At 33.6% G+C, this 14,200-nt stretch carries 10 protein-coding genes; all 10 read right to left on the bottom strand.

Annotated elements, in window-relative coordinates; all coding sequences use genetic code 11:
- Window positions 1-31: 31 nt before the first annotated feature.
- A complete protein-coding gene (locus AAYQ05_RS04725) occupies window positions 32-1,414 on the bottom strand; it encodes a TlpA family protein disulfide reductase (RefSeq protein ID WP_343541481.1) in 1,383 nt (460 codons plus the stop codon).
- A gap of 27 nt (window positions 1,415-1,441) precedes the next feature.
- Window positions 1,442-2,914: a retropepsin-like aspartic protease gene (locus AAYQ05_RS04720; RefSeq protein WP_343541480.1), complete on the bottom strand. Its 1,473-nt coding sequence runs from the start codon at window positions 2,912-2,914 to the stop codon at window positions 1,442-1,444.
- Between the two features lie 6 nt (window positions 2,915-2,920).
- Window positions 2,921-3,793, bottom strand: a complete 873-nt coding sequence (locus AAYQ05_RS04715) for a thioredoxin family protein (RefSeq protein ID WP_343541479.1) — start codon at window positions 3,791-3,793, stop codon at window positions 2,921-2,923.
- Between the two features lie 73 nt (window positions 3,794-3,866).
- On the bottom strand, window positions 3,867-5,336 hold the full coding sequence (locus AAYQ05_RS04710; protein ID WP_343541478.1) for a PKD-like family lipoprotein: 1,470 nt from the start codon (window positions 5,334-5,336) through the stop codon (window positions 3,867-3,869).
- A gap of 49 nt (window positions 5,337-5,385) precedes the next feature.
- A complete protein-coding gene (locus tag AAYQ05_RS04705) occupies window positions 5,386-6,150 on the bottom strand; it encodes a DUF4843 domain-containing protein (protein WP_343541477.1) in 765 nt (254 codons plus the stop codon).
- A 10-nt stretch (window positions 6,151-6,160) separates the two neighbouring features.
- A complete protein-coding gene (locus tag AAYQ05_RS04700) occupies window positions 6,161-7,609 on the bottom strand; it encodes a RagB/SusD family nutrient uptake outer membrane protein (protein ID WP_343541476.1) in 1,449 nt (482 codons plus the stop codon).
- Window positions 7,610-7,619: 10 nt separating this feature from the next.
- Complete coding sequence (locus AAYQ05_RS04695; RefSeq protein ID WP_343541474.1) at window positions 7,620-10,937, bottom strand: SusC/RagA family TonB-linked outer membrane protein; 3,318 nt, start codon at window positions 10,935-10,937, stop codon at window positions 7,620-7,622.
- 173 nt (window positions 10,938-11,110) lie between these two features.
- Window positions 11,111-12,259, bottom strand: coding sequence for a FecR family protein (locus AAYQ05_RS04690; RefSeq protein WP_343541472.1), 1,149 nt, complete (start codon window positions 12,257-12,259; stop codon window positions 11,111-11,113).
- Between the two features lie 156 nt (window positions 12,260-12,415).
- Complete coding sequence (locus AAYQ05_RS04685) at window positions 12,416-13,009, bottom strand: RNA polymerase sigma factor (RefSeq protein ID WP_343541470.1); 594 nt, start codon at window positions 13,007-13,009, stop codon at window positions 12,416-12,418.
- A 513-nt stretch (window positions 13,010-13,522) separates the two neighbouring features.
- Entirely contained in the window at window positions 13,523-14,116 is a 594-nt protein-coding gene (locus AAYQ05_RS04680) for a murein L,D-transpeptidase catalytic domain-containing protein (protein ID WP_343541468.1), read from the bottom strand.
- Window positions 14,117-14,200: the final 84 nt, after the last annotated feature.

Here is a 14,200-nt window from a genome sequence, read left to right as displayed (position 1 = left end):
TCTATGTGTTAAAATATTATTAGGTGCTTATTTAGCTCTTCAATAATTTATCCAGCTGCTCTCTCAACTCTGGATTTGACGGACGAAGTGCATCTGCATTGATAATGTTTCCTTTTGGATCAAACAATAAAAATCTCGGAATTGCATTTACATCATAATTCTTAGCTACATCAGAACTAAAATCTTTATCAGCCATTAGCTGAATTCCTTTTAACTGTTCTTTGGTAACATAATCTTTCCATTTTTGTGCATCCTTTGGTTTATCTAACGAAAGGCTTACAAAAACAATATTTTTTCCGTGATAGTCTTCTTCGATTTTTTTCATGTGAGGAATCTCAGCTTTACAAGGTCCGCACCAAGTTGCCCATAAATCGATGTACACAAATTTACCTTTAAAATCTGAAAACGATACTGGTTTATTGTTAATGTCATTGTATGTAAAATCTAAACCTTTCTGCCCGACATTCTTATGCAATACTTTTTCATATTCTACTAAAAATGCTTTGCTCGCATCAGAAACCATGAAAGGTTTAATGCTTGGCGCAATTTTTTCGTATTCTTCAATTTTCATTCTTGAAGTGGCAACTTCTTCACGAAGGTAAACATCTTTTAAAGCTGGATCTGTAATATGAGTAATTGATTCTGTTAAATCTAAACGTTTTGGTTTCTCACCACCATTAATGGTTACATAGAAAAAATAATTGGTCATTAAAGAAACTCCGTTTGCTAATTTTAACAAATCTGGATCTGTAAACTTCTTATCTATCATCCAAGTTTTGATCACTGCTGGACGATCGTCTTTGTCTGGAAATGCAGTTCTTGGCATTCTGAAAAAAGTATAAGTCAACTCTTCAACATCTGTTGCAACAGCCAATTTTAATAATTTATTGAAACTGGCATCTTTTGTTTTAATCGATTTTGAAAATTCATCTGCTTTGGCAATTCCTTTATCAATGAAAGGGTAAAATTCTACATAAGTTACATTGCCTCCTAATCTAGCGAAAGGCGCAAAATCGTTGTAAATTTCATTTGCTTTTTGCACCAAAGCATTTTGTCCGATGTTCTTTCCGCTTAAAACATAATTTTCTTTATTGACAACCAGATTAAGATCTAATTTAGGTTCTAGATATAAACGAATTAATTGGTTTCTGCTTTTAAATTGACCGTAATCTACATAATAAAAGCCAGCAGCTGAAACTGGTGTCATAAAGCCGAATTCCCCCAGCGAATTGACTTTTGCGGTAGCCGCAACGGCTGGCTTTCCATCTTCAACATTGTAAAGTGTAACTTCTTTTGCTTTGAAATCTGGAATTGAAATTGTTCCTCTAATTACTGCATATTCTGAAAGATTTGCAGCAAAACTCATTTGAACCATGATGAAGGTTAAAATGAAATAAAAAATGTGTTTTTTCATTGTTTCTTTGTTTTTTGGTTGATAGTTTTAAATTGAAATTCTCATGGATTGATCTCCTTGTTCGATAATTAAATCTTTGCTTTCTTTAGTTTCTTTCAGCTTTTTAAGATTTTCAGCATTCAATAAATCTTTGGCTTCAAAATCATTGATTTGTGTGACTTTTGCGCCAATTTTGACTTTCTTCAAATCTTCATTTTCCTGATCGATAATTCTTTTTACAATAAGATTTTGGTTTTCGTCAAAATCTAAAATAAGTCCGCTCAAATAGATAGAAGACGCTTTTTTGAAACTTTTATTCGGTTCGAGATAAACGGTTTTATCCAATAAATTGATTGTAAAATTGAATCGTCTGATTAAGTCAATTCCGAGAGATCCATCGGCAAAAGCCCAGTTTTTATTGGCTTCGTCATATTCCTGCAAGGCAATTGTTACGTTCGGAAAATTGTTTCCGTTTATGGCAATATTTGGAATGGCTCCTCCTACAATTTTGGTCTGTTTTCCTAAACTATAATTCACAGACGTATATTCGGTTTTTAAACTTGCTTCGAGATTATTTTTATGGTTGAAAGGTCCATAAGCAATTAAATCGTAACCTGCTCCGGTATCAAAAGTGAAACTGCCTTCTACTGTTTTTTTATCTTCAAAAGTCAAATTCATTTTTACTACCGGAAGTCCCGATTTATAATCGAAAACTAATGGTTTTACTTTTCCCCAATACGTAAAATTTCCGAAATTGTACAAGTCAATCGTCATCGTATCAAAATTGACAGAAGTGATAAAATTGCGAAGCAGGTTTGCACCAAACAATCCGTCGTAAACACCATGTTTCGGAAAAATAACCAAACCTTGATTTTTCAGAACCTGATCACCAATATAAATGGTATTGTCTGCCGAATACTGCACTTGCTGACTTCCGCCAACTACAGAAGCCGATTTGCTTTTGGTAACGACAACGCCAGCTTTGTAAGCGCTGTCTGGATTGAGCGCCATTCCGTCGGCACCCGTATCAAAGAGCATTAAAAACTCACGATCAGCTTTGTTCAGTTTTATTTTAATGGCGATTCCGTTTTCAATAATTTCAAACGGAATGCTTGCTACTTCTTTTACTTGCGCGTGTCTGTCAACTCTGTATAAAGAATCAAAAAAAGTCACGTACAGCATTTTATTTTCTGAGTTGAAAACAATTTGAGACGGCTTTTTTTCTTTTCCATTAAAACAGAAATCTACCAAAACAAAAGTTTCATTTTTAATCGCCACAGATTTTCCAATCTGAATAGAATCTAAAGCTGGAAATGCTTTAAAAATACCATTCAGATAAAATTCGTTTGAAGAAGAATCTCCAACGCCAACAGTAAACTGAGGCGCCAGAAGATCTTTAATTTCATTATAATTTTTGTTCTGAAAAGCTTTTTCGAAAGTTTTAATAGATTTCTGAATGTTATTTTGAGCATGAATTGTACAGCCAAAAATCAGCATTAAAAAGAATAGTATCTTTTTCATTTCGAATTACTTTTGTGCTGCATTTGGTTTCACTACAACTTTTTCTGCTCCAAAATCCTTCAATAAAATACCTTCATATTTGGTGTATTCTTCTGCAGTATAAAAAGGTTTCATTTCTTCTATAAGTTTTTTGAAAGAAGCTAAATCATTCGTTTTTTCAAACTCTTTTTTCTTGCGCTGTAAAATTGTAAATACGTGATTTGAAACACTTGCAGAACCATAATCTTTAAAAAGCTGCTTTGCATTTTTTAAATAAAAATCATCATATTGGCGCCCAATTCTTAAACCGCTTATCATCACAAAAGGAACTTCTGCAGTTAATGAAGGTTGTGCTTTTAAATATGCATCGGCAGTTTCAAAAGAAACATTTCTTTTCCCGTTCAAATAAGCTACTTTGTAAAAATCAGGATAATCTTTTTCCTGAATTTCTGTACTATACTTTTTGAAAATTCCTTTTTTAGCTAAGTCTTTCGCGCTTTGAAGCAAAGCGGTAAACTCTTCTACATTTTTAAATCCTGATTCAATGTCAATTATTTTTCCGTCAGAATTCATCAATAAAAAAGTCGGAAACCCAGTAACGCCATATTTCATGCATAGCTTTTTACCGATCTCTTCTTTTAAAATATCTGATTTGAAAGTGACAAAATCAGCATTTAAAACTGAAGCAACTTTTGGATCTGGAAATACTTCTTTGTCCATTTGTGCGCATGGCATACAGCCTGTAAAATACAAATCGACAAAGATTAATTTTTTCTCTGTTTGCGCTTGTTTTTTGGCTTGTTCCCAACTTTCTTGAGTGGATTGCGCTTGTGCTTTTAAGGCAATAGATGGACAGGCAAGCAGCAAAACTGCGCTTGCGATTTTAATAAATCGATTCATAAAATGTGGTTTTTAGAAACCGAATGAAGAATGAGATTTATTCTTCATTCGGTTTTATTTTTAGGTTTTATAATTATCTCACGCGATATGCAACATCAACAATTTTGCATAATCCTGAATAACTGTTTTCCAAAATTAAATTTCCGTTTACAGGCGGCACGGTGTACAATTCTAATTTTCCTGTTGTGCTGTAAGAACCTAAAATTAATTTACTAGTTACTTTTACCCCTCTCTTGCTAAAACCTAGATAGGTAATTTCTTCATTGCCTTTATCTAACATTAATTTTGCAGATTGTGTGCCGCTGTCGTACTCATACACTTTGTTTCCAACAGTATAAAATAAATATCCAGCATCTGGACTTACTGCAAATTTTGTAGCTTTATCTAAATCGGGCGCATTCAGCATCTCTTTATAATACGTTTGTACAGTACTTGAACTAAAACGAAGCAAATAGAATTTACCTGTTGACATATTCTTTAATACCGCAAAACTTTCGTTCAAATTGAAATTTGATGTGGTCATATAAATCAGTTCACAGTTCGTATTATTCCAATCTAAAACTGTTGCAGAAGGGGTAACCGGAGGCATTGCCGAACAAATTCCTTTCGAAGTACTATAACGCAGAAAACGATGTTTTTCGACATCAAAAAAGACAGGAGTTCCTGCTGACGAACCTTCTGCGATAAAAGGAGCTGCATAGAAAGTTTTAGTTTCGAGATCTACTTTATTTTGCGGCAATCCATATCTAATTTGCAGTGCTCTATTATAATAATAAATATCGCCATCTTTATACAGTAAATTTTCTGATCCAATAGGGCATTTCATAAAATCTACTGCAAAATTTGTTGGAAAATTTCCTCCAACAGTTTCGTATGCAATATTCATGGTCTGATTCCATTCAAAAGAATCGGGTTCTAATCTTGCTGTTCCAGATTCTGACGCTGTTACATAGATTCCATAAATAATACTTCCTGGTAAAGGCCCGCTAAAAGTTTCTACATCTACAGCTTTTCCTTTTAATTTCAATGCAGACCCAGCGGCATCTAACACATCATTAATTATACGCGGCTCCGGAATTCCTGGAATTATAGAAACCATATCTAGTCGAGCTTTTCCGTCTGCATCTCCTACAACCAGCCATCCTTCATAAATAGAAGAAACAACATTTAAAGTAATTACAGGTTGCTGCCAATTGATTCCGGTTACTTTATCCTTAATAAAATAATATAACTCATATTTAGCTGGCGGTAATTTTAAAATACCATCCAAGTTTTTAGTTGTAGCAATAGTCGTTCTAGCTTCGATGGCCAATTTTCCAGGATTTAATGCAACCCATTTATATTCATAACGATCAGAATCTGCTCCATCATCTAGAGTCGGATTTAGTTCTGGAGTAATCTTAAAATAATCTCCCGTGTAAACGGTATATTCTTTTTCAATTCCTGTTACGTTAAACTCATTTATCTTGTTATAATCGTAATTTCCTTCATCGCTTACACAACCATAAGTTAATAAGAGAAGTGCTAGTACAGCTACCTGCATTTTTATATTTTTAAACATCACTTTATATTTTTAAATTAAAGAATGGTTTTTATGGAAATAACATTTCTTTTCCGTCTTCCTCATAAATAGTATTGCCATTGGCTTTCTGATCGGCGAGATAACGTTTCATAAAACTTGCATAATAGAGCGTTTCAGGAATTGAGAGCCCTGGTGAGCCAGGAGTCTGATTGAACATTTCTGGTTCAAGATTCATAAGCTCGCACATTAAAAAGAATTTTTTTGCGGTAAATACACCAAATACAGCCTGCCATCCAATTGGTGTTGATAATTTGTCATTAAATGACAATTTAAAACGAATATAGCTTCTAGTTTTCCCAGTAAGAACATTCGTTACCTTAGATTGCATGTTGGTGGTGAAAAATTCATTTTCTTCCAGATTTAATACCATTGTCAGATCTTTATCTTTCATATCAGGGGTTCTAAGCACTTTGATAAAAACAGTGTCTAATTCTTTCCCTGCGTGCATTACAATATTTTCTGGCAATATAAAATGAGTTCCTAAAACGGCTGTACTTGTTGGGTCGACTGTAAGTTTAACAGCACGATCTACATTGCTTACTTTTCCTTGCACACGTATCGCAAGAGGATAAATTCTTTCTGTAATGGTTATTTTATCCAAACCAAAACTAAACCCAGTACTGTCTATAAGAGGTCCGTTATTATATTCTGGAAATATAGCACGCGAGAAATAAATGTTATCTGTATCTGAGTAAACTTCAATTTCTTCTTTATCACATGATGTCAATCCTAACAGCGATAGAAAAGTGATACTTAAAATCAATATTTTTTTCATGATTACTTTTTTAGTTTTGAAAATTAACTTCACTATCTGGCAACGGCACCACGTATTTAACTGCATTCATGCTTACATTTCCTGAAGATGCAGAACCATTTGGAATTGCAGTAGAATTGATTCTTTTGTAGTAAAAAAATAATTGTCCTTCGCCAATAAATTCTTTTCTATACTCTTTTGTAATTTCTGTAGCTAACACTGCAGTAGCTGCTAAATTGGTCAGACCTCGATTAAATCGAAGTGTATTTAAAAAAGCAATACCATCTGCTGGAACTGGTGCTGTTTCTGCCGCAATAAGATACAGTTCTGAAAGTTTAAACATTGGAATCTGAAAACGGAAAAGTTTCGTTTTGTCTGTTACATCTTCATATTTAAAAAATGTCTTCTGGGTTTTTCCCCCCGAAATTGGGATTTTCCAGCTTGGCAAACTTCTATAATCATTATCATTAGATTCAAAAACAGCATTTATTCTGCTCAACATTGGAGCATAAATATTAAAATCATCTAAACTTGAATCAAAAAGTGCTTTTTGTTTTAAGTATAAAGTCTGATCGCTAAGAGCAAAGAAGTTTTCTGAAGAAAAAATACGATCTGGATTAGAAGTATTAGTAGCTTCTAAGAATGGTGTCCAAGTAATAACAGGCTGTCCTTTTACGAAATTTATAACTTCAGTTGCCACAGCGTAAGCTCCAGTTTTATCTCCAGCATATAAAAGGACTCTGGCTTTTAAACATTTTACAGCCAAAATATTCATTCTTTGTCCGCGATTTACAGAATAATACGGATTAGAATCAAATTCTGTAGAACCCGTATATTTTCCTGTAGTCAATATGGGATCTTTTGCTAAAAGTACAATGGCAGCATCTAAATCGGCTATGATTTTGGCAATAACCTCTTGAGCTGGCAAAAGCGGTTTATTTACAGTTACGGCAGCATCATAATAAGGTATTGATGGATTTGCTGGCGCTACTTTGTAAATTGGCCCGTACATTCTTAACATGTCAAAATGTATCATTGCACGAATAGCGATTGCTTCTCCTTTTAAAATAGCTTTTTTTTCGGCTGAAATAACTTCAGGATGTTCCTCAATACTCTCTAAAAACTTATTTGCAGACAAAACAGTTGTAAAAGCGCTTTGCCAAATTCCAGCAAAAGTATTTTTAGAAAGTGTTTCTTCATACGAATACGTCGATATTTTGTTTTTAACATGCGATCCAGACATATTATACTGCTGGCCTAAAATCTCCACTGCATCCATAGTTAGCTGTCTGCCGTAAAGGTTGTTTACAGACAATTGAAGATAAAGTCCGTTATGTATATTCTGCACACCAGCTTCTGAGCTGTAAGCCTGATCTTCTAAAATTTTATCTTGTGGCACAACATCCAAAAAATCACTGCAGCTTACCACAATAAAAGATGCAAGCAAAAGAAAGGCAATTTTATATAAATACTTGTTCATAATCTCTTTATTAAAATGATAAATTAAGACTCAAAGAATATATTCTTGAGAAAGGATAATCAATACCACGTTCTGCTTTAATTGTTGAAACTCGGAAGAATTCGTTTGCCAAAGCATTAAATCCTAATGCGGTTAAACCTGCTCTTTTTAACCAAGCTCTATCTGTAACACGGTAGCCTAAACGAATAGATTCTCCAGAGATATAATCGTCTTTTTGAATAAAACGCGATGAAATTGGCGTATTATTGGTTAAACCAATTGCTTTAAATTGTGCCATTTGACCTGGAGTTGTCCAACGGTCTGTGAAAGCTCGCACATCTTGATTATCAAAAATATTGTCTCGCGAAATATTCTCTACTTTGTTATACAAGGCAGAGTTAAATCTTTCTGCACCAAAACTGTAGCGTACAAATAATCCAAAACTAAATCCTTTATAGTTTAAGTTTGTAGAAACTACTCCCGTAGCCGTTTCTCTAGAATTCCCCATTACAACTTCATCTTTTTTATCTAAATCAAAAGTAGTCTGGCCATTTTTCTTTAAGAAAACTTCTTTACCCGTTGCAGGATCAATTCCTAATGAAGGTACAGCCCAAAGATCGTTGCTACTTGCTCCGTCATAATATCTCGTTAAGCTGGTTGTTTTTTGCGCTTCAGAGTTTAGAGAAGATAATGCGTTACCGAAACCTCCTAATTCATTGTCTCCAGTAGTTCCCATTAAGCCAATTCCCCAAACAAAATTTCGACTCAAATCGTAGATGAAATTGTAGTTCATTTTTAGTTCTAATCCTTGAGTAGTTAAATACCCAACATTTAAAGGATAACCGTTAAGTCCTGTAGAAGCCGCAAGGTCGATAGCAACAATCTGTGGAGACGTTTTACGCTTGTAAGCTCCCAGAGTCATCGTAAATTTGTTTCTAAACATAGCCAGATCTAATCCTAAAGACAAATCTTTTGTTCTTTGTGCTTCCAAATTTGGATTTGCAATTTGAGAAACTGCTAATCCTGCACCAAAAACGTTTGTATTTGGGTTATAAGCATATACATCATAGGAAGCAAAACCTACTAAGTTTTGATTTCCAGTCTGACCAATATTGGCACGTATTTTAAAAATATTGACAATATCTTGGTTCATTTTAAACTCATTGTTCAAGTTCCACCCAAAACCAACTCCCCAATAAGGCGAATATTTTTTATTTGTTCCGAAGTTTGTCGCTCCAGAAATGGTCTGAGTAAAATCGAATAAAAATCTGCGGTCGTAGGCATAGTTAATCTGATTGGTTAAATCGACGCTTCTTATCAATTCGGTAAAAACAACTGGTTTTCCATTTGGTTCATATCCAAAAGCAAATGCTGGATTTCCACCAACACCAAGAGGAAATCCTCTTAAAGATGTTTTATACGAATTGTTTTTTGTCTCTAAAGCCTGAGCTCTTATGGTATAGTTGAAAGAGTGAACACTTTTGAAAACATTAGAATAAGTTGCGCCAAGATTTGCATTCCACTTATCTGTAATAGCTTCGTAACTGCTATACGATCCTTTTTCTGTTGCAATATTATTTACAAAACGTGTATCGTCTGGAGAAACAAAAACTGTATTGTGGTTATCCAATCTAGAAACAGACAAAGCTCCTGTTGCTTTAATATGCGGGTTTATATCGTAATTGATCGCAAAATTATTGGTAAAATTAAAATCTTTTCCTTTATCAAAACTTCCTAAAAATACATTGTAAAGCGGATTTGCAGGATGGTTTACAATAGTTTGCAAACTCGTTAAAGGCAATGAACTTCCATCCATATAACGTGTAATAACTCCGTTTTCGTTATATTTTGGATAATACGGACTTGCTTTTGCCCAAATTTCAAATGAACCATATGGAGATTCCTGATTAGTTCCTCCAGAAACAAAAAACTGGTTGTTAAGACTTAATTTATTTTTTCTGTAAGTTAAAGTCGTGTTGTAGCCCCAAGTATCGTGCTCAGAACCTTTCATTGTACCGGTAAGCGTTTTGTAATTTCCAGCAATATTAAATCTAAACTCATCAGAGCCTCCACCAAAATTTAAACTGTGACCAGAAGTAATTCCCATCTGAATCGGCTCGTTTAACCAATATGTATTTACACCGCTACGCACTGCTGCAAGACGTCTATTATATTCTTTATCCCAAGTTAATGGTGTTGTTTCAGCACTTCCATCCTTAACAATAAATGCTCCTGAAAGCCTTTCGAATTCTAATTTTTGCGCGGCATTCATTAAATGATAAACACTCAAATCGGCCAATTCATACGACGAATTGTACACATAATTAAACTGCAGTTTTCCTGGAAGAGGTTTATTGGTTTCGATAACTACAACACCATTTGCAGATCGAGAACCGTACAACGCAGTCGAAGCCGCATCTTTTAATAAAGTGATGCTGGCAATTCTATTAATATCTAAATCGACAACCTGTTGTAAAGTAGTTGGAAATCCATCCAAAATAAACAAAGGCTGATTTGGATCATCTCTAAATTGGCTGTCAACCTGATTGGCTGTTAAACTTGTCTGCCCTCTCACCTCTATTGTTGGCAGAATATTTGGGTTTGAACCTGCAATATTATTATTAACAACAATGAAAGACGGATCTAATGATTTTAAAGCTTGTACCGCATTTTGCGTAGAAATCTGTCTTAATTCTTCTCCCTTAAAAATAGTTACTGCGCCAGTTATCAATTCTTTTTTTCGAACTGTAACTCCCGTATTTACAACAACTCCTTCAAGTTCTTTTCGCTCTTCCTGAAGTTTTACATTAATTACTTTTCTGTTATTAACATCAACAATTTGCGCGCGATGTCCTATATAAGTAAATAAAATCTGCCCGTCGTTTGGAGCCATGATGGTATATTTACCATCAAAATCGGTTTGAGCAGCAGCTCCTGTACCTTTTACCTTGATATTAACCCCAGGAATAGGCTCTCCTTTATCGTTCGTAACCGTTCCTTTAATTTCTATTAATTTAGACTGAACAACTACTTTCTCAGCTTTTCGTTCTTTTACAATAATCGTATTTCCAGCAGAAAAACTAAAGTCAAAATCTTTATCAGAGAAACTGGCTTCCAATAAATCATTTACTTTAATTTTTCCCTTTTTTAAATGTACTTTAGGTAAATTTTTAAATAAATCTTCCTGATAAATAAAAGTATAGTTGGTCTGTTTTTTAATGATGTCAAAAACTTCGTCAACAGATACTGTTTTATCAGCTGTAATTACAACTTTCGTGTTTTGTGAAAATAGATTTACGGGAGAAAAACCAAAAATTGTAGTACAAAACAAGAAGATAAAAGTTCTCATAATGTTAATAATTAGCCGCTTTCTAAAATAGAAATAGGCACTGGTTAATTTAAATTTCATAAATTTACATGTTAATTGGTTGGTTGGTTAATAAAACTGACTTACTGGTTGATACACAGAAAGGGATAAAGCGCAGTACGGTGAGAGGTCTAAACTTTAATCCCTTTTCTTTTTTATTTGATTATAATCTTATTGTCTTTTTTCTCATAGGCATTAATAAAATTAATATTCTTGATCGTGGTTAATATGTCTTCTAATTTCTGATTCTTGTTTAAAACTCCATTAAACTTAACGTTGCCAAGTGCTGGATCTGCAAATACAATATCAACATCATACCATCTTGACAATACTCTCGCAATATCTTTTAAAGGCATTCCTTTGAATACAAATAAGCCTTTTCTCCAAGAAATTTCATTATAAACATCGACTTCAGAAACACTGATATTTCCGTTATACTCCGTTATTTTAGACTGCTGGCTAGGAGTCAGAATTTGCTTTTTAGCAGCATTGCTTACAGCAACAACTCCTTCTACCAAAGTGGTATAAATTGCTGGTTCGTCTCTGTACGCCTTAATATTAAATTCGGTTCCAATAACCTCAACATTCTGTTCTTGGGTTTTAACTTTAAATCTTGAACCTTTATGTTTGGTACTTGGCGATACTTCAAAATAAGCCTCTCCATAAACCAATTCTACTTGTCTGGTTTGTCCATCAACAAAAGCAACAGGATATCTTAATTGCGATTCAGAATTCAGCCACACTTTGGTGCTATCCGCCAGCTGCACAAAAAACTGCCCACCTCTTGGAATTGTTAAAAGGTTATTGGCAATTGCCACAGATTTTCCATTCGAATTGTAAACCAATTTTTCTCCATTACTAGAAGCATTTCCTTTGGTATATGATTTTCCTTTTTCTAAAGCAATTACAGAACCGTCTTCAAGAGTCAGAGTGGCTTTATCGCTTCCGATTAAGATTTCTTTGTGTGCCACTTGCGGAGTTTCAATTTTAAGCGGATTTGTTTTGCTTACTATTAGTGAAATTGAAATCAGCAACAACAATGACGCCGCCATTGCAGTTAGTTTAAAAGCTGTTTTGGTATAGAATGGTTGAATTGGTATTACTTTAGATTCTTCAGATTGAATGGCGTTTTGAAGACGAGTTCTCATTCTAAACTCTAGCTCTTCTTTAGAACCTAAAGTTTCATCCCAATCTTTATCGGTTTGGAAACTTTCGTAATAATTCAATAATTTATTATTCTCCTCGAGATTGGTATCACCGGAAAGATATCTATTTAGTAACAGTAAGAAATCCTCTTTTTTCATTTTTTATTGTATTATTTCGGGAGTATATGAGATAAGTAACCAAAAAGGAATATACCCCCTAGTCCAAATTGCATTTTTTTTGATTTTTTTTGAAAAAGAATTAAAAAAGAAGAAAAACCATACATCATCAACCCAACCACTTCATTTTTAATTTTGCTAAAAGATATTTTTTGAAAGCCATAAAATCATCGCCATACTCATGCTTTCGCCCATAGAAGATCGAATCGTATTCAATGCTTTTGTAATATGGTTTTCGACTGTTTTTGTAGAAATATTAAGTCGTTCGGCAATTTCTTTATGACTCAGCTGTTCTTCACGACTCAGCTTATAAACAGCTTGGCATTTTTCTGGAAGCGATTCGATAATTAAATTCAGCTGTTGCACCAATTCGTTGTGCATTAATTGTGTTTCTGGAGTTGTAGATAAGAAACGTTTTTCTAAATCATCAAAAAGTTCGACATGAACTTTGTCTTTATTTTTTCTCAAATGATTAAAAACCTGATATCTCGCGCAAGCATACATATACCCTTTTAGCGAAATATGAATTTCGATTTTCTCGCGATTGTGCCAGATATTCATAAAAATATCCTGAATGATATCTTCGCACAATTCTTTGTCTTTAATTACATTGTAAGCCGACATAAAAAGTGCCTGCCAAAATTTATTGTACAATTCTGTCAATGCCGATTCATCGCCGTCGCGAAGACGATCGATTAAAATCTGATCCTGATTTAAGATGGAATTTGGCAATGATGGCAGTTTATGAAGATTGAATAATTCGCAACAAACTTAATAAATTCCGTTAATAATCCTAATTTGTTCTCGACAACACCTTTTTATCTTTGCATTAAACCTTAATTACATAGTCGACATAACTTTGTATATTTTTCAATTCTAACTACCAAACTGCTTTATTTTTTAAGCTTAAGCAATATTCGTGATTAAAATAAAATGAATTTTTTAAAATATCAGATTTAAATCGCTGTTACGTTAAAATTGTATTTTTATTAAATTTCAAAAAAATGACGTAGCCAATTTCTTTAAATCTAAAATTGTTTTTTTTACACTTTCTTTTTTAACTCAAAATTTCCTAAATAAAAAAGAAACACAAAATTAGACACGGATAAAAACAGATTCGCTATCGCGAAGACGCGGAAAAAAAAACTGATTTAAAAAAATCTGTGTTAACCTACGTTTTCGCGATAGCGAATCTGCTTTATCTGCGTTCAAATCTAGTTTCCCTCAAAAAATAATTCTTTCTAATTAATAATAAATATTCAAGAGAATATTTGACTTCGAAGTATCAATTATTTTTTCAAGTCTTTTAAAAAATGTTTCACTTACCATGGGACAGCCGTGGCTAAGAGCAATATAATGATCCTGCTCACCTTCTGGAACCGCTGAATACGAATGCAATACAATCATTCTTTTAATAGCATTATTATTCGTTGGATCCAATCCTTTTAAAACATATGCTTTACCAAAGATACCTCTATACGATTTTCCAACAATGTAGCGTCCAAGTGATGTGCAATTCGAATTGGGTTCATTGCTAAATTTCAGTTCTCCTTTTATACAGGTTTCAGAACCAGAACCGTTTGCAACTAAACCTTCGTCAATTACTGTATTGTTTACTAGATCATAAACAAAGAATCTATTTTTACCCGATTTAATTTTCATATCGATAAAAAATGCAATTTTAGAATTATAAGCACCAGAAGCGCTCATTTTTTTGACATTTTCAATCTGCTGATTAAAACGTTCTTCTTCAGAATCGTCTATAAAATTTCTTTCACTTGGTTTGGAATTTCCCCAGAAACACATGGTAAACAGGAACAATAAGTTTGCTATTTTCATTAATCTATCTTTTCAATTTTAAAGCATTAATAATCATTTGTTTAATGCTGCAAAACTAAAACTCTAACTTTCAGCAAAGTGGTC

Origin of the sequence: Flavobacterium movens (genome assembly GCF_039581425.1) — a bacterium.
Taxonomy (GTDB): domain Bacteria; phylum Bacteroidota; class Bacteroidia; order Flavobacteriales; family Flavobacteriaceae; genus Flavobacterium; species Flavobacterium luteolum.
Note: the sequence above shows the minus strand (reverse complement) of the source record. Positions and strands in the feature narration are given on the sequence as shown.